Origin of the sequence: Mycobacterium neumannii, assembly GCF_002245615.1 — a bacterium.
Classification (GTDB): Bacteria; Actinomycetota; Actinomycetes; order Mycobacteriales; family Mycobacteriaceae; genus Mycobacterium; species Mycobacterium neumannii_A.
Window position 1 is genome coordinate 23,695 of the sequence record NZ_NKCO01000034.1, and the last position, 23,883, is coordinate 47,577.

A 23,883-nucleotide genomic window follows, 5' to 3' on the forward strand; every position below is an offset into this window, starting at 1 on the left:
CTCACTGCGCCTCCCCCAGGATCCGCGGCACCGCAAACCGGCCCTCGGCCGCCTTGGGCGCCTGGTCCAGCGCCTCCTCCTGCGTCAGGCACGGCTCGACCGTGTCCGGCCGGAACACGTTGACGTCGGTGAGCGGGTTCCCGGTCGGTTTGACCCCTTCGACGTCGACGGACTGGATTTGGCTGACGTGACCGAGGATGGCGTCCAACTGCCCGGCGTAGTTGTCCAGCTCGTCTTCGGTCAGGGCGAGGCGGGCCAGACGCGCCAGATGGGCTACCTCGTCTCGGGAGATCTGCGACACGACAAGCAAGCCTAGTCATCGCCGTTGCGGCCGCCGAGGCCGGAATGCCCACACCCTCCCGCTGTGCAAAAGTGTTGCGCGTGCCTACGTACCTGCTGCGTGTCCAGCTAGAGGACCGGCCCGGCAGCCTCGGCTCCCTTGCCGTGGCGCTCGGGTCGGTGGGCGCCGACATTCTGTCGCTCGACGTGGTGGAACGTTCGGCCGGCTACGCCGTCGACGATCTCGTGGTCGAACTGCCCGCCGGCGCCATGCCGGACATGCTGATCACCGCCGCCGAACAGATCAAGGGTGTCTACGTCGACTCGGTCCGGCCGCACACCGGCCTGCTCGAGGCGCATCGCGAACTCGAGCTCATCGACCACATCGCGGCGGCGCACCGCAAGGACAAGTTGCAGGTCCTGGCCGACGAAGCGCCTCGGGTGTTGCGGGTGGGTTGGGCCACCGTGATGCACCTGACCGACGGCGGGCCGCAACGTGTCGTCGGCAGCCCGGGCGCCCCCGAGACGCAGGCGGCAGAAATCCCGTGGCTGCCACTCAACCGGGCCGAGGCCCTCGACGGCGACGCCGCGTGGGTGCCCCAGGTCTGGCGCGATATGGCGACCACCCTGGCCGCCGCCCCGCTCGGCGATCCGCGCACCGCGGTGGTGCTGGGCCGCCCCGGCGGGCCGCAGTTCCGGCCGTCCGAGGTCGCCAGATTGGGTTATTTGGCGGGCATCGTCGCCACGATTCTGCGCTGAGTCCACGCGGCCGGGCAGCTGTTACGGTTGGCCGCAATCCCATCAACCGCACCGCTCAACGTCGACCGGAAGGTTTCGCGTGGAAACGCTGCTAATCGTGCTGGCCGCCATCCTGCTCATCGCGGCGATCGTCGTGTTGGTGAAGGCACTTCAGCGGCCGAAGACGCCGAAGACCCCTACCACGCGGGAAGATCCGCTCAAGTTCGCCGCCACCATGCCGCAGTTCGGCCCGCGCCAACTCGGACCCGGCGCAATCGTCTCCCACGGCGGCATCGACTACGTGGTCCGCGGCTCGGTGACGTTGCGCCAAGGCCCGTTCGTCTGGTGGGAGCACCTGCTGGAAGGTGATTCCGATTCGGAGCCGCTGTGGTTCAGCGTCGAGGAGGACGAGGGCCGACTCGAGTTGGTGATGTGGACACGACGCAAGGATGCGGCACTGCAGCCGGGCGGCGAACTCGCCGTCGACGGAATCGCCTATCGCGAGACCGAACGCGGCAGCGCGTCGTTCACCACCGAAGGCACCACCGGACTGCCCGCGGGTGGGGAGATGGAGTTCGTCGACTACGCGAACGCCGACGAGACATCGCTTCTCGGGTTCGAACGCTGGGCGCCCGACATGCCGTGGGAAGTGTCGACCGGCAAGCCCGTGCGGGCCGGCGAGCTGACGGTCTACCCCGCGCCGCCGCCCAGCGAATAGGAAACCGTGCCCTTTCACCGACTGGTAGTGACTCCGGCTGACGTGTCCGGCAGGGGACTTCGGCTGGCCTTGAATGCGTGCGTACCGTCGCCGCTGGCGGCGTGCTCGCTGCCCCATCCCGCCGACGGCACCTTGGTGCTCGGCGTGCTCGGCGCGTCGCACGTGGTCACCGTCAAGCATTCCGAACACACCTTCTCCGAAGAGGTTTCGTGCACGGCGCGCACGGATGCCGAGCTTCCGGGCCGCGCCGAAGCGCCCGGATACCGGATCGAGTCCCGGACGGAAGCGTGTGGCGAGGCGGAATTTCGCAGGCTCGCGCAGATGCTGCGGGTCAGTTGTGAGCGCGAGGGCGGCTGGCTCGGTGGTGCGTTCCCGGGTGACGACGCCGCACTGACCGCGCTGGCCGCCGAACCGGACGGGCCCGGATGGCGCTGGCGGACATGGCATCTGTACCCCGACCGAGCCGCGGGCGGCACCGTCGTCTACACCCGCAGTCGGTGGCGACCGTGAGCAGAACCACGTTGTTCTGGCTGGCCGGCGGGCTGGCCGTGGCGGGGATCGCATGCCTGGTTCTCGGTATCTCGTTGCAGAACCGCGACATTCGTACATATGTGGCCGAGAACTACGCCGCGTACTCGCACGGTTCGGAGGCCAGCAGCTACGAGTGCAGCGGGTCGCCCAGCGAAGTGGCCGACCGTCTTGCCGACTATCGGGCTCCCGAGGCGCGGGCCACCGATCGCGGCATCGAGTACCTGCGCTATGACGACGACATCGTGATCATCGGGCCGGACGGCAACCGACCATGCACGATCCGGGTCGAGGACGTTCGCGGCAGCAGATACAGCGGGGGCGCCTTCATCTTCCTCGGGCCCGGGTTCTTCCCCGGTGCACCGGCGGGGGGCGCGGGCGGTAGCTCCGGCGGCCCGGGCGGAACGAAATGACGCGCGCACCAGAGCCAATCAGGTAAGGAGAACCCCATGAATCTGGCGGTCGAATTCGGCAGCATCAGCGGCGAGAGCCTCGCCCAGAATGTGGTCGCAGCGATCCTGTACTTCCTGGTGGGTGTCGGCGTCCTGGCAGCCGGATTCGCCATGGCCGACGTGCTGACCCCGGGGAACCTGCGTCGGTTGGTGTTCGTCGAGCGGCGGCCCAACGCCGTCGCGGTCGCATCGGGAATGTATGCAGCCCTGGCAATCGTGGTGATCTCGGCGATCGTGGCCAGTTCCAACGAACTGGGCCAGGGGCTCGTCGACGCGGCGGTGTACGGCCTCGTCGGCGTTGTGCTGCAAGGACTGGCGCTGATCGTGCTGGAGGTGGTGGTGCCCGGGCGTTTCCGCGACCTGATCACCGAGGAGCGGCTGCACCCGGCCGCCATCGCGACCGCCGTGACGCTGCTCGCCGTGGGAGGGGTGAACGCCGCCGCGCTGTCATGACGGCGACCGAACACGACGCACCCGCACCGCGGCTGGCCGGATCGGTCCGGCGGTGGCGCGCGGTGTTGTTCGCGGCCGTGGCGGCGTGCGCGGCGTGCGGCATCATCTACGAACTGGCGCTGCTGACCCTGTCGACCAGCCTGCACGGCGGGGGCATCGTGGCGATGTCGCTGATCGTCGCGGGCTATGTCGCCGCGTTGGGCGTCGGTGCGCTGCTGGTGAAGCCGTTGCTGCACCGTGCCGCGGTCACGTTCATCGCCGTCGAGACGACGCTGGCGATCGTCGGCGGGTTGTCTGCGGCCGCACTGTACGTCGCGTTCGCTTTCGTTGGCGGCTCGCTGTGGGTGCTCGCGATCGGCACCGCCGTGATCGGCTGCCTGGTCGGCGCCGAGGTGCCGTTGCTGATGACCCTGCTGCAGCGTGGACGCACCGCGGGCGCCGCCGATACCGGTCGGGTGCTGGCCAATCTGAACGCCGCCGACTACCTGGGCGCGCTGATCGGCGGGTTGGTCTGGCCGTTTCTCCTACTGCCGCAGCTGGGCATGATCCGGGGCGCCGCCGCCACCGGGATCGTCAACCTCGTCGCGGCGGCCGTCGTGGCGGTGCTCCTGCTGCGACGCATCGTCACTACGCGCGAACTGGCGGTGTCGCTGACGGTGTTGGCGGCCGCGCTGGCGCTGCTTGTCACGCTTCTGGTGCGCGCCGACGGCATTCAGACCTCGACCCGCCAGCGCCTCTACGCCGATCCGATCATCGCCCACGAGCAGTCGGCGTACCAGGAGATCGTCGTCACCCGGCGCGGTGACGACGTTCGGCTGTATCTCGATGGCGGACTGCAGTTTTCGACTCGCGACGAGTACCGCTACACCGAGAGCCTGGTCTACCCCGCACTCGGTGGTGACCCTCGCTCGGTGTTGATCCTCGGTGGCGGTGACGGCCTGGTGGCACGTGAAGTGTTGCGAGACGAGGACATCGAGACAATCGTGCAGGTGGAGTTGGACCCCGCCGTGGTCGAGGTCGGGCGTACTACGTTGCGCGACGCGAACGCCGGCGCCCTGGACGATCCGCGGATGCAGGTGGTCATCGACGACGCGATGACATGGCTGCGTGCGGCCCCCGGAAACGTCGAGCCCGGCGGCTTCGGCGCGGTGATCGCCGACCTGCCCGACCCGGACAACCCGGCGTTGGGACGGTTGTACTCGGTGGAGTTCTACGCCTTGATCGGCCGCGTTCTGGCGCCGGACGGTCTGCTGGCCGTGCAGGCGGGCAGTCCCTTCTCCACCCCGGCCGCGTTCTGGCGCACGGTGTCAACGATCCGTGCCGCCGGCTACTCGGTGACCCCATATCACGTGCACGTGCCGACATTCGGCGACTGGGGATTCGTCCTGGCGCGCCGGGGCCCGACGGCGCCGAAGTCGACGATTCCGGCCGACGCCCCGCCGCTGCGCTACCTCGACCAGCGGACGCTGGATGCCGCCACCGTGTTCGGCGGCGACATCCGGCCCCAGTCGTTGGAGCCCTCGACGCTCGACCACCCGCGCGTCGTCGACGACGTGCGGCGCGGATACCGCTGACCCGTCAGCCGCCCGCAGGCACCGGCCAGCGGTCGTTGACGTCGGCGTTGGTGTCCTTGCGGGCACAGTGCGCGCAACAGAAGATCGCTTCTTCTGTCTCGATGCCGTGACCGAGGATTCGGCACCCGCAGTGGGCACACTCCGGAGCCAGTTGGACCGCCGCGCACTCGACGCTGTCGAACGTCGCGCTGCGGCCGTCGGGCCACGTCACGGTGAACGCCTTGTCGTAGTCGTTGCCACAGGTATCGCAGATCGCCATCACAACTCCTTGTCGATTCGCCCAGTCGAGTGCCCGGTGAGCGGGGCCGACAAACGCAGCCGTAGTCACAAGCAGCGACTCAGACGCCGTCGGGCCCGTTCTGCAACAACCGGGCGAACCCGTCCTCGTCGAGGATCGGCACGCCCAGCTCGACGGCCTTGTCGTACTTCGAGCCCGGCGAATCACCAGCGACCACGTACGCCGTTTTCTTCGACACGGAGCCGGCCGCCTTGCCACCGCGGGCGACGATCGCCTCCTTGGCCTCGTCACGTGAGTAACCGGCCAGCGACCCGGTGACCACGATCGACAACCCCTCCAAGGTCCGTTCGATGCTCGCGTCGCGTTCGTCGGCCATCCGCACGCCCGCGGCACGCCATTTGTCCACGATCGCCCGGTGCCAGTCGACGGTGAACCACTCGGTCACCGCGGCCGCGATCGTCGGGCCCACGCCTTCGACAACCGACAGCTCCTCCTCCGAAGCCGCCATGACGGCGTCGAGGCTGCCGTACTCGGTGGCCAGTGCGCGCGCCGCCGTCGGCCCGACGTGCCGGATCGACAACGCGACGAGCACCCGCCACAGCGGTTGGGATTTCGCCTTGTACAGGTTGGCCAGCAGGCGTTTACCGTTCGCCGAGAGCTGTCCGTTCTTGGTGGTGAACAGGTCGGTGCGCAGCAGGTCCTCTTCGGTCAGCGTGAACAGGTCGCCCTCGTCGGTGATGACACCGGCCTGCAGCAGAGCGGTGCCCGCCTCATAGCCCAGACCCTCGATGTCGAACGCGCCGCGGCCGGCGACGTGAAACACGCGCTCGCGCAACTGCGCCGGACAGGACCGGGTGTTGGGGCAGCGGATGTCGGCGTCACCCTCCTTGGCCGGCGCGAGCTTCGTTCCGCACTCGGGGCAGTGGGTCGGCATCATGAACTCGCGCTCGGAACCGTCGCGCAGATCGACGACCGGGCCGAGCACCTCGGGGATCACGTCACCCGCCTTGCGGATGACCACCGTGTCGCCGATGAGCACGCCCTTGCGCTTGACCTCCGAGGCGTTGTGCAGCGTGGCCTGGCTGACCGTCGAGCCGGCCACCTTGACCGGTTCCATCCACGCGAACGGCGTGACCCGGCCGGTGCGCCCGACGTTGACCCTGATGTCGAGCAGTTTGGTCTGCGCCTCCTCGGGCGGGAACTTGTAGGCGATGGCCCACCGCGGCGCCCGCGATGTCGCGCCGAGCCTGCGCTGCAACGCGACGTCGTCGACTTTGACCACCACGCCGTCGATTTCGTGTTCGACGTCGTGGCGGTGCTCGCCCCAATACGCGATGCGTTCGGTGACCGCGTCGATTCCCGTCACCTGGGCGGTGTGCTCGGAGACCGGCAGCCCCCAGGCCGCCAGCGCGCGATAGGCGTCGTGCAAGGTCTTGGGCCGAAAACCCTCGGCGCGGCCCACACCGTGGCAGATCATCCGCAGCTTGCGACGCGCGGTGACGGCGGGGTTCTTCTGCCGGAGCGAGCCCGCGGCGCTGTTGCGCGGATTGGCGAACGGTGGCTTACCGTCCGCCACCAGACCGGCATTGAGGTCCTCGAAGTCGGCTACGCGGAAGAACACCTCGCCGCGTACTTCGAGGACCTTTGGCGGCGGGAATTCGTCGCTCTCCGTGAGCTTTTCGGGCACGTCGCCGATGGTGCGGGCGTTCAGCGTGACATCCTCGCCGGTGCGGCCGTCACCCCGGGTGGCCGCACGCTCCAACCGGCCGTCGCGGTACACCAGGGCCAGCGCCACCCCGTCGATCTTCAGTTCGCACAGGAAGTTCGCCTCCTGCAGCACGTTGGGGCCCAGCTCACTCTTGAGCCGGCCCGCCCATGCCGAGAGCTCGTCGGGCGTGAACACGTTGTCCAGGCTCAACATCCGCTCGAGGTGTTCGGCGGAGGCGAAGTCGGTGGAGAAGCCGGCCCCTCCGACCAACTGCGTCGGCGAGTCCGGGGTCCGCAGTTCGGGGTGGTCCTCCTCGAGGGCCTGCAGTTCACGCAGCAGCGTGTCGAACTCGGCGTCGGTGATGATCGGCGAGTCCCGCACGTAGTAGCGGAACTGGTGCTCACGCACCTCGTCGGCGAGCTCTTGCCAGCGACGACGCACGTCGGCGTCGGGGGCGTCGTCGGCCTGTGCGGCCAGCGCGTCTTCCGCACCCTTGGAGGTCACCTTCGCAGGTTAACCGAGCGGCCCGACAGCACCGCACCGTTACCCTGGCCCCATGCCGCACCCGATCATGTTCCGCGACGACGACCCGGTGCTGGCGCGGGTACGGACAATGGCGCTGGCGTTCCCCGAGGCCTACGAGAAGGTCTCGCACGGACGGCCCGCGTTCTTCGTCGCCAAGATGTTCGCCATGTACGGCGGCAGCGTCAGACCCGCGACCAAGGGCGACTACATCCAGTACCCGCAATCGATCCTGGTCAAGGTCGACGACAGTGAACGCCAGGCGCTGCAGCAGGACGCCCGATTCTTCTCGCCCGCCTACCTCGCACCGTCGGGGTGGCTCGGGCTCGACCTGTCGGCAGACAAAAAGATCGACTGGGACGAGATACGCGAGCTGATCGACGCGTCATTCCGATTGACCGCGCCCAGGAAACTCGTCAAACAGCTCGACGAAGGCTGAACAGGTAGCAGGCAGGCCATGATTCGATCGGAGACGCCATGAGTTTTGCGAGCCCCTTCCCCGAGGTCGACATCCCGTCCACCAGCGTCTACGACTACTTGTTCGGTGATATCGCAGACGACGACCTCGACCGCGTCGCGCTTGTCGACGCGAAATCGGGGCGCGAAACCACCTACCGCGAAACGATCGCGCGCGTCGACGCGTTCGCCGGTGCGCTCGCCGGACGCGGGATCGGCGTCGGCGATGTGGTCGGCCTGCTCTCACCGAACAGCTCGGGATTCGCGGTCGCATTCCACGGCATCCTGCGCGCGGGCGCGACGGCCACGACCGTCAACGCGTTGTTCACCGCCAAGGACATCGCCAAGCAGTTGACCGACTCCAACGCCAAGATGCTCGTGACGGTGTCGCCGCTGCTGGCCCAAGCCCAGGAAGCGGCCGCGGCGGTCGGCATTCCCGACGACGGGCTCATCGTGCTCGACGGACCCGGCCTGTCCTCCGACGGGCATCCCAACGCCGCCGACCTCATGGGGCCGGGCCATCCACCGCCTGAGGTGAGCTTCGCGCCCTCATCGCACTTGGCGGTGCTGCCCTACAGTTCGGGAACGACCGGAAACCCGAAGGGCGTCATGCTCACCCACCGCAACCTGGTGGCCAATGTCGCCCAGATCCGGCCGCTGCATGGCATGGTCGCCGACGACACCGTGTTGGCCGTTCTGCCGTTCTTCCATATCTACGGGATGACCGTGCTGCTCAACGCGGCACTGCACGCCAGGGCCCGGCTGGTCATCATGCCGAGCTTCGATCTCGGCGACTTCCTGGGCAACATCCAGGACCATGCCTGCACCATCGCGTTCATCGCCCCGCCCGTCGCGGTCGCGCTGGCCAAGCATCCGCTGGTCGACGAGTACGACCTGTCGTCGCTGAATGTGGTGATGTCGGGTGCGGCCCCGTTGGACGCCGACCTCGGCCACGCTGTCGCCGAGCGGTTGGGCTGCCGCGTGATCCAGGGTTACGGCATGAGCGAGCTCAGCCCGGTCAGCCACATCACGCCCTTCGACGGCGGCCAACACGAGATGAACATGGTGGCCCCGCTCAGCTCGGTCGGCTGGACGGTGTCGAACGCCGCGTCGAAGATCGTCGACCCCGAAACCGGTGACGAGATCGACCCGCCCACACAGGGTCTCAGCGAAACCGGCGAACTCTTGTTCAAGGGCCCCAACGTGATGGCGGGCTACCTCGGCAACGAGAAGGCCACCAAGGAGACCATCGACGACCAGGGCTGGTTGCACACCGGTGACCTCGCACAGGTCGACGCCGATGGCTGCGTCTACATCGTCGACCGGCTCAAGGAGCTGATCAAGTACAAGGGCTATCAGGTGCCGCCCGCCGAGCTGGAGGCCGTGCTGCTGACTCATCCCGACATCGCCGACGCGGCCGTGGTCGGAGTCGTCGACGCCGATGGCGAAGAGGTACCGAAGGCGTTCGTGGTCAAGCGATCCGGAGCCGAGCTGAGCGAGCAACAGGTGATCGAGTTCGTCGCGGGCGAGGTGGCTCCCTACAAAAAGGTCCGCCAAGTGGCGTTCATCGACGCGGTGCCGAAATCGGCGTCCGGCAAGATCCTGCGCAAGGACCTGCGCGGCTGATCAGGGCCGGCCGATCCGTTCGGCGGCCTGCGCCGCTCGCGCCTGCCGATAGCCCAGCGCGGCGCCCGCCACGGGGATGAGCAGCAACCCGGCCAGCCCCCACAGCGGGTCGCTGGTCCCGGCGCCGGGCGCGACGACGAACTGGCGCACCACCGCGGGCGGAGTGTCCACTGGGTCCAACACAGCGGGTGCGCGCGGTGCCGGTGAGAGCGGCGTCGTCGGGATCGGTTGCGCGGGCACCGGCGCTGAGGGTGCCAGTGCTGGTGGCTGCCAACCGGTTTCGGGCTGAAGGTCGCGGCTGTGCGGCACGCGTCCGTTGCCGAACGCCACCTGCGGCGGCTCGAAGGCGGGGGCCGGCGCACCCGCAGCACCGGATCCACCAGAGGCGACCGGGGCGGCCGACGACGCGGTGTTCACCGGCGCTTCGGCCGGTGGCGTCGCGCCGACGGCCGACCGGCTGGCGGATACGTCGGGCGCCGCAGCCGCACGGCTGGCGGATAAGTCGGGCGCAGCCGCACGGCTGGCCGATACGTCGGGCGCGGCGGCGCGGCCTGCCGAGTCCGGGGCGGTGCGGCCGGCCGATTCCGGGGCGATAACAGCGCCCGGCCGGCTATCCGGCGACGGCTGCGCGAGCCCGTCTCGGCCGGATCCGACCCGCGACTTCGGGGCCGCGCCGGGCCCGTTGGTGTCCCCGCCCCGTTTGCTGCCGGTCGTGCGCTTACCATCGCGACGGTCGTTGTCGTGCTTGCCGTTGCCGGACCCGCGGCTGTGGTGGCCGCCGCCGCGGTCGGCGCTGTGGCCCCGGTCCGAGCCGCGCGAATCACCCGGGTGGGCGTATGCGACCGCCGCACCCGATCCGCTCACCAGGAGAAATACGGACACCACGCCGGCACCTGCGGCGAGGCGCGCGTTCATCCGGACACCATTCCCTTCTCGGCAAAGGCGATCGACGCCGCCTGCGGAGCATTCTCGCATGGGTAGCCGCGTAATACGAGGTGTCCGGCAGGAACGCCGCAAATAGTTCAGCGAAGCGCGTTTTCCGTGGTCCGCGGCGTGCGCCCGTGGGTCGCTCGACGGTGCGATCCACGGCTCGCGAAACCGTCTCCAGGGACTCGCTGGCGTCGGCGAGGAGTGCGGGCCACATCCGCCAGATGCGTTCACGGCCACTGCGCCGGCTGCTCACCAAGCCGGCTGACGCCAACGGTTTGGTCGTTGCCAGCCGGTTGACCGGATCACCTCGGCCGCTTCGCTGGCTAGATCGCGTCGGGGTCCTCGGCGAAAGCATCCGCCGCCTTCTGCGCCAATCCGATCGCGGTGCGCGCCCATTCGGTGGTGGCGCCCGCCAGACCGCACGCCGGCGAGATGCCGGTCCGCTCCCTGAGCACGGATCGGGGAAAGCCGAGCCGGTCGGTCAGCGACACCGCGGCCTTGGCGATCTCCTCGACCGAAGGACGGGTCTCCGGCGCTGTCGAGGGCACCACGCCGAACACCACCGTGCGACCCGAGTCGACGAACTCTCCGACGCCGTCGAGGTCGTCGGCCGCCAGTGTGGACACGTCGACGGAAACCGCGGCGATTGAACTGCGCTGCAACACATTCCACGGCACACCTGCGGCGCAGCTGTGCACGACCACTGGGACGTCCGCCGCGGCGACGCATTCGTCGAGCAAACCGATGGCCTGCGCCTCGTCGACGGCGTGCACGGGCGTCAAACTGGTGACCCCGGTCAGCCGGCCTTCGAGCGCGGAGAACAACAGCGGTTCGTCGAATTGAACGACGACCGCCGCGTCGAGCCTCCGGCCCACAGTCGCGCGGTGCGCTGCGATCCCTTCGGCCAGCGACGCGGTGAGGTCGCGCACCGCGCCTCGATCGGTCAGGGCGCGATGGCCGTTGGGCAGCTCCAGTTGCGCCGCCAACGTGACCGGTCCCGGCGCCTGAACCTTGACCGTGCGCCCAGCGCCGCGTAAACCTGCTTTCTCCCAGGCTTCTTCGAGCGCGTCGAGGTCCTCCTCGAGCAGGCTCCTCGCCCGCCTGAGCACTGCGGTGCGGCCCGCCGCGATCCGATATCCGCGGGGCACGGTATCCATACCGATGTCCACCAGAATCGCACCGGCCCGGCCGATCATGTCGGCACCCACGCCACGGCCCGGCAGTTCCACCAGATGCGGCAAGGTGGGCAGTTCGCCGACGACGACCTCGGCGGCCTCGCGCGCCGACGTTCCGGGCCAGGACCCGATGCCGGTGGCTGCGGCGAAAGCACTCACTCGTTTGACAGTATTCGATGGGGCTAATCTCATCCCGAAAGGGTTGGGGAAGGACAGGCCATGCCCGCAGCGCTCCGGTCGCTCGTGCTGTGGTGCGTGGCGGTCGCGATCACCTCGGGGTGCACTCAGGTCATCGACGGACACGCGATGCGGGCGACGCCGGGCATCGACGACGGATCGCTGTCGCCGGTCGATGTGGAGACGATCATGCTCGACCAGTCACAGATGCGCGCGATCACCGGGGCCGGTGAGGATCTCACGATCATCCCGACCATGGACGGCAAGATCCCCGTCGACATCGAGCCGCTCGCCGAGACCACTCCCCTGCCGTGCCAATGGATCTTCGCCGAGACGCAGACATTCGGACCGGAGGTCGAGGAGTTCCGCAAGACCACGTTCCAGCACCCGCCCGAAGGCGGGTTGATCTCCGAGGGCGCGGCGGCCTATCGCGACGCCGCGACGGCCCGGCGGGCGTTCGACTCGCTCGTTGCTCTCGTCGACGGTTGCAGCGCAACGCCTTTGGGACCGATGTTCGTCGGCGAGTGGAGGGTCGGCGCGGACACCCTGCAGACCCGGCCCTCGGGCGCCTGCGGTCGCGACTACCGCGTGAAGGCGGTCGTTCTGGTGGAGGTGACCGCGTGCCGGTTTCCCGACTCGGTGCCCGAGATCGTCATGTCCAACATCCTGGCCAACGTCCCCGGATAACTACCGGGTGATCGTCGCGCTGCCCAGCACTTCGTCGCCGGAGGGGTCGGGGCGGTACAGCACCATCGTCTGGCCGGGAGCCACGCCGCGCAGGGGCGCGCGCAACTCGACGACGAGCCGGTCGTCGCGCAGTTCGGCCACGCCGTCTGCGACACCGCCGTGCGCGCGGACCTGCACCTGGCATTCGATCGGGCCCGCAGGCGCGACACCGGAGGTGACGATCGGCCGCTCGCCGGTCAAGGTCCACACGTCGAGGTCGTCGGCGCCACCGACCCGCACGGTCGCGGTCTGCGGGTCGATCCCTGTGACATAGCGCGGCCGTCCGTCCGGGCCCGGCCCGGCGATGCCCAGACCCTTGCGCTGACCCACCGTGAATCCGTGCACGCCGTCGTGTTCGGCGAGCACCGTCCCTGCGGCGTCGACGACCGAACCGCGTCGCACACCGATCTTGGCCCCGAGGAACGCGCGAGTGTCACCGGAGGGAATGAAGCAGATGTCGTGGCTGTCGGGTTTCTCGGCGACCGCAAGCCCGCGACGCGCAGCCTCCTCGCGGATCTGCGGCTTCGGGGTGTCGCCGACCGGGAACACCGCGTGCCGCAGTTGCTCGGCGGTCAGCACCGCGAGCACGTAGGACTGGTCTTTGGCGGCGTCGACCGCGCGCCGCAGTCGACCGTCCGACAGCCGGGCATAGTGTCCGGTGGCCACGGCGTCGAATCCCAACGCCAGCGCGCGGGCGGCCAACGCGGAGAACTTGATCCGTTCATTGCAGCGCACACACGGGTTCGGGGTCTCCCCGCGGGCGTATGACGACACGAAGTCGTCGATGACGTCCTCTTTGAACCGGTCGGCGAAATCCCAGACGTAGAACGGGATGTCGAGGATATCGGCGACCCGACGCGCGTCACCGGCGTCCTCTTTCGAACAACAGCCGCGCGATCCGGTGCGCAGTGTGCCAGGAGACGGTGACAGTGCCAGGTGAACACCGACGACGTCATGTCCGGCGTCGACCATCCTGGCGGCGGCGACCGAGGAGTCCACGCCGCCGCTCATCGCCACGAGTACCCGCACTACTCGACCACTCCCGAACTTGCCAGCGCCGCCTGCCGGGCCCGTTCGACGGCGGCGGGCAGCACCGCGAGCGCGGCATCGACGTCGTCCTCACTGCTGATGTGCCCCAACGAGAGTCGCAGCGAACCCCGCGCACTCGCCGGGTCGGCACCCATCGCGATCAGCACGTGTGAGGGCTGCGCGACGCCTGCCGTGCAGGCCGAACCGGTCGAACACTCGATACCCTTGGCGTCCAACAACATCAGCAGCGAGTCGCCCTCGCAGCCGCGGAAGGTGAAGTGGCAGTTGCCGGGCAGCCGAGCGGCACCCGTCGCGCCGTTCACCTCGACGTCGTCGATGGCAGCCAACACGCCTTCGATCAAGCGGTCACGAAGCGCGGACACCCGCGCACCGTTGGTCTCGAGCCCGTCGACCGCGGCTCTCGCCGCTGCGGCCATCGCGACTGCTCCCGCCACATACGGTGTGCCGGAGCGGACGTCGCGCTCCTGGCCTCCGCCGTGCAACAGCGGGACGCAGGCCGTGTCGCGGCGCAGCAGCAGCGCACCGATCCCGGTGGGGCCGCCGAACTTGTGCGCCGCGATGCTCATCGCCGAAAGCCCACTCGCGGCGAAGTCGACCGGAATGTGGCCGACGGCCTGAACGGCGTCGCTGTGCATCGGCACGTCGAATTCTGCTGCCACAGCGGCGAGCTCGGCGATCGGCATGATCGTCCCGACCTCGTTGTTGGCCCACATCACCGACACCACAGCCACGTCGTCGTGGTCCTGCAGCACCTGTCGCAGCGCCGCAGGCGTGACCGAACCGTCCTTCTCGACGGGCAGCCAGGTCACCTCGGCGCCCTCGTGCTCGACGCACCACTCGACCGAATCCAGCACGGCGTGGTGCTCGACCGGCGTGGTCACGATCCGCCTGCGGCGCGGATCGGCGTCGCGGCGGGCCCAGAAGATGCCTTTGACCGCAAGGTTGTCGCTCTCGGTGCCGCCCGCGGTGAAGATCACCTCCGACGGGCGGGCGCCCAGCAGATTGGCCAGCGTCTCGCGCGACTCCTCCATCCGCCGCCGGGCCGTGCGGCCCGTGCCGTGCAACGACGACGCGTTGCCGACCGTCGCCATCGCGGCCGTCATCGCCTCGATGGCAGCGGGGTGCATCGGGGTGGTGGCGGCGTGATCGAGGTAGACCGGCTGATCCGAGGTCATAACCCGTCCAGAATAGCCGTCGAGCCGGGACTCCCCCGATCCGCTCAGGCCACGAGCGCGTGACCGGACGGGTGTTTGGTGGTGTAACCCCGCACCGCCGTCTCACAGCGATTGGCCAGGTCGCGGCGGTCGGTTCCGGGTAGCTGCAGCGACTCGACGTGCACCCGCGCGACCGTGCGCCTCGTCGTGACCAGTCGCCGGATCGAGTCGAGCAGTGTGTCATCGCCCACATAGGCGGCGACGGTGGAGGTGGCGCCGTCGGCGTGGTGATACGCCAAACGCAACGGCTGGACCGGCCTGCCGGCGTCGATGGCGCCCTGGAACATGGCGGGGCGGAAGCGGCCGTACGCCAGTCCGCAGTAGGTGGTGCCCTCCGGAAACGCGATCACGGTACGGCCCGCACTCAGATTGCGGGTGACGGCGCCCACCACGTCGGGCAGGCGCCGCAGGTCCGACCGCTCGATCGGGATCACCTTGAGCAGCCGAGCCAGCAGTCCGAGGCCCGGCCAGCTGACGAGCTCGGACTTGGCGACGAACCGGCCTGGCAGCACCGAGCCGACCACGAAGACGTCCACCCAGGAAATGTGGCCGCTGACCACCAGAACGCCGCTCAGGTTGCGGATCGGGCCCCCGGACACCCTGGTCCGCACACCAAGGCAGTACAGCAGCAACCGGCAGTAGCCGCGCTGCAGATGGGATCGGCCGGGGGCGGGGACGGCCAGCATCGGCGCCAGCAGCAGGACCAGCAGGGCGGAGGTGACCCGTACCGCGGCGCGGCAGGTCACGATCACCCGTGGCCCGGACCGCGCGGCGTCTGCGCCGACGCAGCTCGCATCGCACGACGCCTTCGGCACCCAGGTGCCGAGGGTGCTCACGGCGCGATCCCGCCGGCCAGGGCGGCGGCTGCGACGGACCGCAGCCTGCGCAGGTAGCGCGTATCGGCCCGACGCTTGTCGAGCAACGCCGGGAAATCGCCAACGCCGAAATCGGGATCGTAGGCGGGTTCGCCGCACACCTGCGCGCCGAGCCGCAGGTAGCCGCGCATCAACGGTGGTACGACGAGCCTCTCCGGTGGCTCGATGTCGTCGAGGCCCTTGCCGCCGACGGTCACCGGCCGGTACGGGTGCACGGTATAGAGCGCCGGTGCGGCGTGGCGGCGACGGACGAAGTCGCGGACCCCGCGGATCTGTGCGCCCGGCGGGTAACCGTCGGGGCCGTGGACGGGCACCGACACGCAACCGGTGACGTAGTCGTACCCGCAGCGGTCGAGGTACGCCAGGATCCCGGCCCACATCAGCAGCACGACGGCTCCGCTGCGGTGATCCGCTCGCACCACAGCCCGGCCCATCTCGACCAGGCCCGGCCGCAGCGGGTCGAGCGCACGCACGTCGAATTCGGTTGCACTGTAGAGGCTTCCGGCGGCGACGGCGCCCGCGGGTGGCAGCATTCGATAGCATCCGACAAGGTCGCCGGTGACGTCCTCGCGTACCAGCAGGTGGTCGCAGTGCTCGTCGAAGCGGTCGGCGTCCAGGCCGTCGGCGGAACCGGTCAGCGTGAATCCGGGCTCGGCGGTGAACACGCCGTGGCGCAGCCGCTGCGCCGCTTCGATGAGCGTGGCATCCGTCGTCAGCAGCAGGGTGTAGCGCGGCGCGGGACCTGCGGACCCGGTCCGGCCGCGGTCGATCTCCTCGGGGGCGATGAGTACAGAAGCAGTGCTCATGGCTGCACGCTCGCCCAGCCGCATCTCCGGGCGGCATCGCAGGCGTGACGTGTCGATGAGCGCCAGGTGACGAATTGCCCCGGCGAGACGTCAGTCGCCGAGCAGCACGACGTTGTCGGCTACCGCGTTGCGGGGTGTGCGCACGTGGTTGGCCGGGAAGTTCGGGTCGGCGTACCCGATCGCGAGTCCGCACAACACCCGCAGTTCGGCGGGGATGTCCAGCTGTTCGCGCAGCACCTCGGGGAAGTGCGCAACCGAAACCTGCACGCACGTGTCGAGACCGCGTTCGGTCAGCGCAAGCACCAGCGTCTGCAGGAACATCCCGACCGCGAGGCTGTCCGCGTGTCCGAGATCGCGGTGCATGCAGACCACTCCCGCCACTGGGGCGCCGAAGAACTCGAAGTTGCGCAGCTGTGCGAGACGTCGCCCCTCGGCGTCGTGACGGGGCACACCCATCGAGCCGTAGACCAACGCGCCCAACTCCTGCCGCAGCGGTGCGAAGCTCTCCGGAATCCCCATGGTCGCGGGAAAACCGGCGGACGCGCGGTGCAGCAATGATTCGACGAGTTGGTCGCGGCGCGCGCCGGTGGCCAGGAACAGCCGCCAGGGTTGGATATTGGAGTTCGACGGTGCACGCATCGCCAGCTCCAATGCCTCGTCGAGGAGTACGCGCGGTACGGGCTTGTCGGGCAGGAACTTCCGTGTGCAGTGCCGCTCGCGAACAGCCCGGTCCAGGTCGCTCTCGGGCGCCGCGGAGGTCATCGTCGTGCCAGCCAATCCGTGAAGTGCGTTGCGGCGATGACGGCGCCGTCGCCGGTGACCAGGCTCCGCTCGTCGAGCGGAGTGCCGAAGTACGTCGCCTCGGTGGTGACCACGACCGGCCGCTCGTCACCGCGTGCGGCCAGCACCGCACCCGCGAGCTCGGCGAACGGCATCTTGTCGGGCCCGCCGATATCGACGTGACCGTTGCTCGGGGTCGCTACGGCTGTCCGGGCCACCTCGGCGGCGACCTCATCGGCAGCGATCGGCTGGATCAGCGCATCGGGCGCCCGCACTTCGCCGTTGCCGCTCAGCGATTCGGTGATCGCCTCGGCGAATTCGTGGAACTGCGTGGCGCGCACGATGCTGAATGGCAGTCCGGAATCTTTGATGATGCGTTCCTGCGCGACCTTCGCACGCAGATAACCGCTTTCGGGAAGCCCGTCGGCGCCGACGATCGACAGCGCCACGACGTGGCCCACCCGCGCGGCCGTCGCGGCACCCACCAGATTCGTCGTCGACCTCGTGAAGAAGTCCATGACCGCGTCGTCCTCGAACGACGGCGAGTTGGTCACGTCGATCACCACATCCGCGCCGGCGACCGCTTCGGCCACCCCGGCGCCGGTCAAAACGTCCAATCCGGTGGAGCGCGCCGCGGCGACCACCTCGTGGCCGTCCGCGGTGAGGATCGATACCACCTTCGAGCCGATGAGTCCGGTCGCGCCGAACACGGTGATCTTCATCTCGGAACCTTTCGTCGTGCCTGTCACGAAAAGACTGGCACTCCGGTGGCGGCGATCGAGCCCTTGAAAGTCCGTAGTCCGAGCGCTCACCCTCGTACGCCCTCGGGACGGCATGCAAAAGGCCCCCGGACAGTGTCCGGGGGCCTGTCGCGCGGAAACTTAGCCCTTCCGAGCCTTGACCGCCTCGGTCAGCTGCGGTGTGACCTTGAACAGGTCGCCGACGATGCCGAGGTCGGCGATCTCGAAGATCGGCGCCTCTTCGTCCTTGTTCACCGCGATGATCGTCTTGGACGTCTGCATGCCCGCGCGGTGCTGAATCGCGCCGGAGATGCCCAGGGCGATGTACAGCTGCGGCGACACCGTCTTACCGGTCTGGCCCACCTGGAACTGGCCCGGGTAGTAGCCGGAGTCGACGGCGGCACGGGACGCGCCGACAGCGCCGCCGAGCGAGTCCGCCAGCTCCTCGACCACGTTGAAGTTCTCCGCGCTGCCCACACCGCGGCCACCCGAGACGACAACCGTCGCCTCGGTGAGCTCCGGGCGGTCACCCGCGACGGCGGGTTCGCGCTTGGTGATCTTCGTCGCGTTCTCGGCCTGGCCGGGCACCTCGACGTTGACGACCTCGCCCGCACCGTCGGCGGGTTCAGCGTCGATGGCTCCTGCGCGCAGCGTGATGACCGGAACCTCACCGGTGGACTCGGCCTCGACGGTGAATGCACCACCGAAGATCGAGTGCACGGCCTTGCCACCCTCCTGGACGTCGACGACGTCGGTGAGCACACCGGAACCGGTGCGGGCCGCCAACCGGCCGGCGATCTCCTTGCCGTCGGCGTTGGCCGACAGCAGAACACCGGCGGGCGACGCCGACTCGACCAGCGATGCCAGCACGTCGACCTGCGGGGTGATCAGGTAGTTCTCCGCGTCGTCGGACTCGGCGACGTAGATCTTGGCCGCGCCCGCGGCCTTCAGGCCGTCGGTGAGCGGTTCTGCGGTGCCCGGCGCGCCGACGACGACGGCCGAGGGCTCGCCGAGCTTGCGAGCCGCGGTGATCAACTCCGAGGTGACCTTCTTCAGTGCACCTTCGGCGTGCTCAACGAGCACGAGTACTTCAGCCATGAGTTCTTCTCTCGTCTCTTGTTCTTCGCAGTCTCGGTCTGGGGCCTAGATGATTTTCTGGGCGACCAGGTACTCGGCGATCTTGGTTCCGCCGTCGCCTTCGTCGGTGACCTTCTCGCCGGCGGTCTTCGGCGGCTTCGGCGTCGACGACAACACCTTGGACCCGGCGTTGGCGAGACCGACCTCATCGCCCTCGACACCGATCTCGGCGAGCGTGAGCTTGGTGACTTCCTTCTTCTTGGCGGCCATGATGCCCTTGAAGGACGGGAAGCGAGGCTCGTTGATCTTCTCGTTGACGCTGACCACGGCGGGCAGCGGAGCCTCGACGAAGAACACGCCGTCGTCGGTCTCCCGCTCGCCGCTGACCTTGCCGTCCTCGACGGTCACCTTGCGCAGATGCGTCAGCTGCGGCAGACCCAGGTACTCGGCGATGATCGCGGGTACCGCGCCGCCGGTGCCATCGGTGGCCTCGTTGCCGGCGATGACCAGCTCGGTGCCCTCGATGGTCCCCAGCGCACGTGCCAGGGCCCAACCGGTCTGGACCATGTCCGAGCCGTGCATGCCCTCGTCGACGAGGTGCACGGCCTTGTCGGCACCCATCGACAGCGCCTTGCGGATCGCCTCGGTCGCGCGCTCGGGGCCGGCCGTCAGCACCGTCACAGTGCTGTCGCCGCCTTCCCTCTCCTTGATGAGCAGCGCTTCCTCGACGGCGCGCTCGTTGATCTCGTCGAGCACCGCATCGGCCGCCTCGCGGTCGAGAGTGAAGTCGCCGTCGGTGAGCTTGCGCTCCGACCAGGTGTCAGGGACCTGTTTGATCAGGACCACGATGTTCGTCATGAGTCTGGTTCGTCCTCCTCGAAGGGACCGATGATCGGCCCGCATAACACGCTTTGAGCAACAACCACCATGTTACTCGCGGGTAACTTGTGGCGGTTCGCAGGAACACTGTAGCGGGTCGAAGTTCGTGTTCTAGCAGCACGTAGGGGGTGAACCATTCGTCTGTGGGCCGTTTCACGTTAGCCTGCCTTCCAATGAGCGCTTTTGTTACTGATGGACCCGACCTCCCCCTCACCGGGGAACGCACGGTTCCGGGACTCGCGGAGGAGAACTACTGGTTCCGCCGCCACGAGGTCGTCTACGAGCAGATGGCCCACCGCTGTGCGGATCGCGACGTGCTCGAGGCAGGATGCGGCGAGGGCTATGGGGCCAACCTGATCGCCGACGTCGCCCGGTGCGTGATCGGCCTGGACTACGACGAGACAGCGGTCGCCCACGTGCGTGCGCGGTATCCGCGCGTGGACATGCGCCACGGCAACCTGGCCGAATTGCCGCTCGCAGACGGCTCGGTCGATGTCGTGGTGAACTTCCAGGTCATCGAACACCTCTGGGATCAGGGGCAATTCGTGCGCGAATGCCTGCGTGTGCTGCGGCCGGGCGGGCGTCTGCTGATGTCGACGCCGAACCGAATCACGTTCTCCCCCGGTCGGGACACCCCGGTCAACCCGTTCCACACCCGCGAACTCAACGCCGCCGAGTTGACCGAACTGCTCACCACCGAAGGGTTCGCGGTCGAAGGCGTGCACGGGGTCTTTCACGGGCCGCGGCTCGTCGAACTCGACGCCCGACACGGCGGCTCGATCATCGACGCCCAGATCGCGCGGGCAATAGCCGATGCGCCGTGGCCCGAGGATCTGCTCGCCGACGTGGCCTCCGTGCGCAGCGACGACTTCGATCTGGTCGACGCGCGCGATCGGAACATCGACGACAGCCTCGATCTGGTCGCGATCGCGGTGCGGCCGTGACATCCGCCGACCCGGCTCCGGGCCTCTTCACGCTCGTTCTCCACACCCACCTGCCCTGGCTGGCTCATCACGGCCGCTGGCCCGTCGGCGAGGAATGGCTCTACCAGTCGTGGTCGGCGTGCTACCTCCCGCTGATGCGGGTGCTGCGCACGTTGGCGGCCGAAGGCCGCCGCCACCAGTTGACGCTGGGCATGACGCCGGTGGTCACCGCACAACTCGACGACCCGTACTGCCTGACGGGGATGCACCACTGGCTGGCGAACTGGCAGCTGCGCGCGCTCGAGGCGACTACTCTCGGTGATCCGTTGCGCCAGTTCGGTGTTCGCGAGCACGCCGAGGCCGAGCAGGCCATCGAGGACTTCGCCACGCTGTGGGCGCACGGCGGCAGCCCGTTGCTGCGCGAGGTGATCGACGCCGAAACCATCGAACTGCTCGGCGGTCCGCTCGCGCATCCGTTCCAGCCGCTGCTCAACCCGAGGCTGCGGGAATTCGCGCTTCACGAGGGGCTCGCCGATGCCCGCCTGCGGTTCGCGCACACACCCGTCGGCATCTGGGCCCCGGAATGCGCCTACGCGCCCGGCATGGAAACCGACTACGCCTCAGCCGGTGTCGGCCACTTCATGGTCGACGGCCCGTCCCTGCACGGCGACACCGCGCTCGGCCGTCCGGTCGGATCCTCCGACGTGGTGGCATTCGGCCGGGACCTGCACGTCAGCTATCGAGTGTGGTCGCCGAAGTCCGGCTACCCCGGGCACGCCGCCTACCGCGACTTCCACACCTACGACCACACGACCGGACTCAAGCCGGCCCGGGTGACGGGCCGCAATGTGCCGTCGGAGGCCAAGGCGCCGTACGACCCGGAGCGCGCCGACCGAGCGATCGACGCCCATGTCGCCGATTTCGTCGCGGTGGTCCGGCAGCGACTATGCGACGAGAGCGAACGCATCGGGCGCCCCGCACACGTCATCGCCGCATTCGACACCGAGTTGTTCGGCCACTGGTGGTACGAGGGCCCCGTGTGGCTCGAGCGGGTGCTGCGCGCGCTGCCCGAGGCCGGTGTGCGCGTCGGCACGCTGAGCGACGCCAAGGCCGACGGTTTCGTCGGCTCGCCTGTCGAATTGCCGCCCAGCTCATGGGGTTCCGGCAAGGACTGGCAGGTGTGGGCCGGTGAGCAGGTCGCCGACCTGGTCCAGTTGAACACCGAGGTCGTCGATACCGCGCTGGCGACCATCGACAAGGCACTCGGCGAGACCGACGCTCCGCCTGCACGCAACTTCGTCGCCGACCAGATCCTGCGCGAGACGCTGCTGACCGTGTCGAGCGACTGGCCGTTCATGGTCAGCAAGGACTCCGCGGCCGACTATGCCCGCTACCGTGCGCATCTGCACGCCCACGCCACCCGCGAGATCGCCGACGCCGCGGCGTCCGGTCGCCATGAGCATGCACAGCGCCTCGCCGCCGACTGGAATCGTGCCGACGGTCTGTTCGGCGCGCTGGACGCCCGGCGGTTACCGCGATGACCCCACCCCCAGCCTTCACTTCCGCGAGCGACCGTGTTTGCACACCGACACGCCGCTCCGCGTGTACATTTTCCGGTCACTCGCACAGGAGTCAGCGACCGTGAAGATCCTCAAGGTGTCGTGGGAGTACCCGCCGGTCGTGGTCGGCGGACTCGGCAGGCACGTCCATCATCTCGCCACCGCGCTCGCCGAAGCGGGCCACGAGGTCGTCGTGCTGAGCCGGCGACCGTCGAACACCGACCCCGCCACGCATCCGACCACCGACGAGATCGCCGAAGGCGTGCGCGTGGTCGCGGCGGCGCACGATCCGCACGAGTTCGATTTCGGCAAGGACATGATGGCCTGGACGTTGGCGATGGGCCACGCGATGGTCAGAACCGGTTTGACGCTGAAGTCGCGACGCGGCCGCCCTTGGCGCCCCGACGTCGTACACGCACACGACTGGCTGGTCGCACATCCCGCGATCGCCCTGGCCGAATTCTTCGATGTACCACTGGTATCCACGATCCACGCCACCGAGGCCGGCAGACATTCCGGGTGGGTGTCGGGCCGCATCAGCAGACAGGTCCACGCGGTGGAATCGTGGTTGGTGCGCGAATCCGATTCGCTGATCACCTGTTCGGCCTCGATGCGCGATGAGGTCTCGGAGCTCTTCGGGCCGGGCCTGGCCGAGTCGTATGTCATCCGCAACGGGATCGACTGCAGTCGCTGGCCATTCGCTCAACGCAAGCCCCGGACCGGACCTGCCCGATTGCTGTATCTCGGTCGGCTCGAGTATGAGAAAGGCATCCACGACGCAATCGCCGCGCTACCCCGAATCAGGCGCACCCACCCCGGTACCACGCTGACGATCGCCGGCGAGGGCACCCAGCTCGATTGGCTCGTCGATCAGGCGCGAAAGCACAAGGTGCTCAAGGCGACCGCGTTCGCCGGACACCTCGACCACGACGCGTTGGTGAACCTGCTGCACACCGCCGACGCAGCCGTATTGCCCAGCCACTACGAGCCGTTCGGCATCGTCGCACTGGAAGCTGCGGCGACCGGAATCCCCTTGGTGACCTCGAACGTCGGCGGGTTGGGCGAGGCGGTCATCGACGGTGAAACCGGAATGTCCTTTCCGCCACGCGATACCGCGCGCTTGGCGGCGGCTGTCCGCTCGGTTCTCGACGACCCGCACGCCGCCCAGCAACGCGCGATCGCCGCCCGCGAGCGGCTCACCTCGCAGTTCGAATGGCACGCGATCGCAGAAGAAACCGCGCAGGTGTACCTGGCCGCCAAACGCCGTGAGCGCGAACCACATCGGCGCCGACCCATCATCGAACACGCCCTGCCCGGCCGCTGATCAGACGTGCCGACTGGCGGGGATCGTGGATTGATCCCCGCCAGCGGCGTTGTGTGGTTGGGCTCAGAACAGGCCGGTGTCGACGGTGGTGCTCACATCGACATCGGTGTTGACCTGACCGGAGTTGTCAGTCGAATTGTCTTGTCCGGAGTTGTCGACCGAGTTGTCGACCGAGTTGTCCACCGAGTTGTCCTCAATGCTCGACCCGCCCGAGATGCCGCCGGTCACGCTGCCGTCGATATCGCCGACATTGGTCTGGTTGCCATCGACATTGGTGGTGGTCGTGTCGTTGTCGTTGATCACGATCCCGCCACCCGAGCCGCCGGCCCCACCGGTGGCGTTGCCGCCGTCGTTGC

General features: G+C 68.6%; 25 protein-coding genes and 1 pseudogene. 12 read left to right on the forward strand and 14 right to left on the reverse strand.

Annotated features, from left to right (window positions below):
- Position 1 precedes the first annotated feature (1 nt).
- A complete protein-coding gene (gene gatC / locus CEX88_RS24715) occupies positions 2-301 on the reverse strand; it encodes an Asp-tRNA(Asn)/Glu-tRNA(Gln) amidotransferase subunit GatC (RefSeq protein ID WP_094295501.1) in 300 nt (99 codons plus the stop codon).
- Positions 302-381: 80 nt separating this feature from the next.
- On the opposite strand from gatC, the gene CEX88_RS24720 reads away from it, so the two are divergent.
- From CEX88_RS24720 to CEX88_RS24745, 6 genes are all read left to right on the forward strand, one after another.
- Complete coding sequence (locus tag CEX88_RS24720; RefSeq protein WP_094295515.1) at positions 382-1,038, forward strand: ACT domain-containing protein; 657 nt, start codon at positions 382-384, stop codon at positions 1,036-1,038.
- 79 nt (positions 1,039-1,117) lie between these two features.
- Positions 1,118-1,735 carry a DUF4178 domain-containing protein gene (locus CEX88_RS24725; RefSeq protein WP_094295502.1) on the forward strand — a complete coding sequence of 206 codons (618 nt, stop codon included), beginning with the start codon at positions 1,118-1,120 and terminating at the stop codon, positions 1,733-1,735.
- Between the two features lie 6 nt (positions 1,736-1,741).
- A complete protein-coding gene (locus CEX88_RS24730; protein WP_094295503.1) occupies positions 1,742-2,245 on the forward strand; it encodes a DUF2617 family protein in 504 nt (167 codons plus the stop codon).
- On the forward strand, positions 2,242-2,676 hold the full coding sequence (locus CEX88_RS24735; RefSeq protein ID WP_094295516.1) for a DUF4247 domain-containing protein: 435 nt from the start codon (positions 2,242-2,244) through the stop codon (positions 2,674-2,676). The genes CEX88_RS24730 and CEX88_RS24735 overlap by 4 nt, the downstream gene beginning before the upstream one ends.
- Before the next feature lie 36 nt (positions 2,677-2,712).
- Positions 2,713-3,168, forward strand: coding sequence for a DUF350 domain-containing protein (locus CEX88_RS24740; protein WP_094295504.1), 456 nt, complete (start codon positions 2,713-2,715; stop codon positions 3,166-3,168).
- Positions 3,165-4,742, forward strand: a complete 1,578-nt coding sequence (locus CEX88_RS24745; RefSeq protein ID WP_094295505.1) for a polyamine aminopropyltransferase — start codon at positions 3,165-3,167, stop codon at positions 4,740-4,742. The genes CEX88_RS24740 and CEX88_RS24745 overlap by 4 nt, the downstream gene beginning before the upstream one ends.
- Positions 4,743-4,746: 4 nt before the next feature.
- Here CEX88_RS24745 and CEX88_RS24750 read toward each other — a convergent pair whose 3' ends face one another.
- On the reverse strand, positions 4,747-5,001 hold the full coding sequence (locus tag CEX88_RS24750; RefSeq protein ID WP_064416829.1) for a hypothetical protein: 255 nt from the start codon (positions 4,999-5,001) through the stop codon (positions 4,747-4,749).
- 79 nt (positions 5,002-5,080) lie between these two features.
- Positions 5,081-7,165, reverse strand: coding sequence for an NAD-dependent DNA ligase LigA (ligA, locus tag CEX88_RS24755; protein ID WP_094295517.1), 2,085 nt, complete (start codon positions 7,163-7,165; stop codon positions 5,081-5,083).
- Between the two features lie 79 nt (positions 7,166-7,244).
- Here ligA and CEX88_RS24760 point away from each other — a divergent pair, with 79 nt between their 5' ends.
- Both CEX88_RS24760 and CEX88_RS24765 read left to right on the forward strand, forming a co-directional pair.
- A complete protein-coding gene (locus CEX88_RS24760; RefSeq protein WP_066845030.1) occupies positions 7,245-7,649 on the forward strand; it encodes an MmcQ/YjbR family DNA-binding protein in 405 nt (134 codons plus the stop codon).
- Between the two features lie 38 nt (positions 7,650-7,687).
- Positions 7,688-9,292, forward strand: coding sequence for a 4-coumarate--CoA ligase family protein (locus CEX88_RS24765; protein WP_094295506.1), 1,605 nt, complete (start codon positions 7,688-7,690; stop codon positions 9,290-9,292).
- Here CEX88_RS24765 and CEX88_RS24770 read toward each other — a convergent pair whose 3' ends face one another.
- Together CEX88_RS24770 and CEX88_RS24775 are read right to left on the reverse strand one after the other, a co-directional pair.
- On the reverse strand, positions 9,293-10,207 hold the full coding sequence (locus tag CEX88_RS24770) for a hypothetical protein (protein ID WP_094295507.1): 915 nt from the start codon (positions 10,205-10,207) through the stop codon (positions 9,293-9,295).
- A 338-nt stretch (positions 10,208-10,545) separates the two neighbouring features.
- A complete protein-coding gene (locus tag CEX88_RS24775) occupies positions 10,546-11,556 on the reverse strand; it encodes a uroporphyrinogen decarboxylase/cobalamine-independent methonine synthase family protein (RefSeq protein WP_068198212.1) in 1,011 nt (336 codons plus the stop codon).
- Positions 11,557-11,616: 60 nt separating this feature from the next.
- Here CEX88_RS24775 and CEX88_RS24780 point away from each other — a divergent pair, with 60 nt between their 5' ends.
- Entirely contained in the window at positions 11,617-12,261 is a 645-nt protein-coding gene (locus CEX88_RS24780) for a sensor domain-containing protein (protein WP_068198214.1), read from the forward strand.
- On the opposite strand, the gene mnmA is transcribed toward CEX88_RS24780, so the two are convergent.
- From mnmA to CEX88_RS24820, 8 genes are all read right to left on the reverse strand, one after another.
- On the reverse strand, positions 12,262-13,329 hold the full coding sequence (gene mnmA, locus CEX88_RS24785; protein WP_094295508.1) for a tRNA 2-thiouridine(34) synthase MnmA: 1,068 nt from the start codon (positions 13,327-13,329) through the stop codon (positions 12,262-12,264).
- A complete protein-coding gene (locus CEX88_RS24790; RefSeq protein WP_094295509.1) occupies positions 13,329-14,525 on the reverse strand; it encodes a cysteine desulfurase family protein in 1,197 nt (398 codons plus the stop codon). Before CEX88_RS24790 ends, mnmA begins: the two co-directional genes overlap by 1 nt.
- 44 nt (positions 14,526-14,569) lie before the next feature.
- Complete coding sequence (locus CEX88_RS24795) at positions 14,570-15,400, reverse strand: lysophospholipid acyltransferase family protein (protein ID WP_094295510.1); 831 nt, start codon at positions 15,398-15,400, stop codon at positions 14,570-14,572.
- Complete coding sequence (locus CEX88_RS24800; protein WP_094295518.1) at positions 15,397-16,245, reverse strand: GNAT family N-acetyltransferase; 849 nt, start codon at positions 16,243-16,245, stop codon at positions 15,397-15,399. Before CEX88_RS24800 ends, CEX88_RS24795 begins: the two co-directional genes overlap by 4 nt.
- Before the next feature lie 90 nt (positions 16,246-16,335).
- The gene (locus CEX88_RS24805) at positions 16,336-17,007 is read right to left on the reverse strand and encodes a nitroreductase (protein ID WP_094295511.1); all 672 of its coding nucleotides are present in this window, start codon (positions 17,005-17,007) and stop codon (positions 16,336-16,338) included.
- The gene (locus tag CEX88_RS24810; protein WP_094295519.1) at positions 17,004-17,747 is read right to left on the reverse strand and encodes an SDR family oxidoreductase; all 744 of its coding nucleotides are present in this window, start codon (positions 17,745-17,747) and stop codon (positions 17,004-17,006) included. The genes CEX88_RS24805 and CEX88_RS24810 overlap by 4 nt, the downstream gene beginning before the upstream one ends.
- A 159-nt stretch (positions 17,748-17,906) precedes the next feature.
- Positions 17,907-18,863, reverse strand: a complete 957-nt coding sequence (locus CEX88_RS24815; protein WP_066845056.1) for an electron transfer flavoprotein subunit alpha/FixB family protein — start codon at positions 18,861-18,863, stop codon at positions 17,907-17,909.
- 45 nt (positions 18,864-18,908) lie between these two features.
- Positions 18,909-19,700: an electron transfer flavoprotein subunit beta/FixA family protein gene (locus tag CEX88_RS24820; protein ID WP_068198233.1), complete on the reverse strand. Its 792-nt coding sequence runs from the start codon at positions 19,698-19,700 to the stop codon at positions 18,909-18,911.
- A gap of 194 nt (positions 19,701-19,894) precedes the next feature.
- On the opposite strand from CEX88_RS24820, the gene CEX88_RS24825 reads away from it, so the two are divergent.
- From CEX88_RS24825 to CEX88_RS24835, 3 genes are all read left to right on the forward strand, one after another.
- Positions 19,895-20,665, forward strand: coding sequence for a class I SAM-dependent methyltransferase (locus tag CEX88_RS24825; protein ID WP_094295512.1), 771 nt, complete (start codon positions 19,895-19,897; stop codon positions 20,663-20,665).
- Positions 20,662-22,185 (forward strand): 1,4-alpha-glucan branching protein domain-containing protein, encoded by a 1,524-nt coding sequence (locus tag CEX88_RS24830; protein WP_094295513.1) that lies wholly within the window; start codon positions 20,662-20,664, stop codon positions 22,183-22,185. Before CEX88_RS24825 ends, CEX88_RS24830 begins: the two co-directional genes overlap by 4 nt.
- Positions 22,186-22,285: 100 nt before the next feature.
- Complete coding sequence (locus CEX88_RS24835; RefSeq protein WP_094295520.1) at positions 22,286-23,527, forward strand: glycosyltransferase family 4 protein; 1,242 nt, start codon at positions 22,286-22,288, stop codon at positions 23,525-23,527.
- A gap of 63 nt (positions 23,528-23,590) precedes the next feature.
- On the opposite strand, the pseudogene CEX88_RS24840 reads toward CEX88_RS24835, so the two are convergent.
- Positions 23,591-23,883, reverse strand: a pseudogene (locus tag CEX88_RS24840) (IniB N-terminal domain-containing protein); the annotation flags it as partial.

What these genes read in the sequence shown, in the direction of transcription:
- CEX88_RS24740 (WP_094295504.1), top strand. Translation starts at nt 2,713, where the DNA reads ATGAATCTGGCGGTCGAATTCGGCAGCATCAGCGGCGAGAGCCTCGCC.
- CEX88_RS24745 (WP_094295505.1), top strand. Translation starts at nt 3,165, where the DNA reads ATGACGGCGACCGAACACGACGCACCCGCACCGCGGCTGGCCGGATCG.
- CEX88_RS24750 (WP_064416829.1), bottom strand. Translation starts at nt 5,001, where the DNA reads ATGGCGATCTGCGATACCTGTGGCAACGACTACGACAAGGCGTTCACC.
- CEX88_RS24760 (WP_066845030.1), top strand. Translation starts at nt 7,245, where the DNA reads ATGCCGCACCCGATCATGTTCCGCGACGACGACCCGGTGCTGGCGCGG.
- CEX88_RS24765 (WP_094295506.1), top strand. Translation starts at nt 7,688, where the DNA reads ATGAGTTTTGCGAGCCCCTTCCCCGAGGTCGACATCCCGTCCACCAGC.
- CEX88_RS24770 (WP_094295507.1), bottom strand. Translation starts at nt 10,207, where the DNA reads ATGAACGCGCGCCTCGCCGCAGGTGCCGGCGTGGTGTCCGTATTTCTC.
- CEX88_RS24780 (WP_068198214.1), top strand. Translation starts at nt 11,617, where the DNA reads ATGCCCGCAGCGCTCCGGTCGCTCGTGCTGTGGTGCGTGGCGGTCGCG.
- CEX88_RS24790 (WP_094295509.1), bottom strand. Translation starts at nt 14,525, where the DNA reads ATGACCTCGGATCAGCCGGTCTACCTCGATCACGCCGCCACCACCCCG.
- CEX88_RS24800 (WP_094295518.1), bottom strand. Translation starts at nt 16,245, where the DNA reads ATGAGCACTGCTTCTGTACTCATCGCCCCCGAGGAGATCGACCGCGGC.
- CEX88_RS24805 (WP_094295511.1), bottom strand. Translation starts at nt 17,007, where the DNA reads ATGACCTCCGCGGCGCCCGAGAGCGACCTGGACCGGGCTGTTCGCGAG.
- CEX88_RS24810 (WP_094295519.1), bottom strand. Translation starts at nt 17,747, where the DNA reads ATGAAGATCACCGTGTTCGGCGCGACCGGACTCATCGGCTCGAAGGTG.
- CEX88_RS24815 (WP_066845056.1), bottom strand. Translation starts at nt 18,863, where the DNA reads ATGGCTGAAGTACTCGTGCTCGTTGAGCACGCCGAAGGTGCACTGAAG.
- CEX88_RS24820 (WP_068198233.1), bottom strand. Translation starts at nt 19,700, where the DNA reads ATGACGAACATCGTGGTCCTGATCAAACAGGTCCCTGACACCTGGTCG.
- CEX88_RS24825 (WP_094295512.1), top strand. Translation starts at nt 19,895, where the DNA reads ATGAGCGCTTTTGTTACTGATGGACCCGACCTCCCCCTCACCGGGGAA.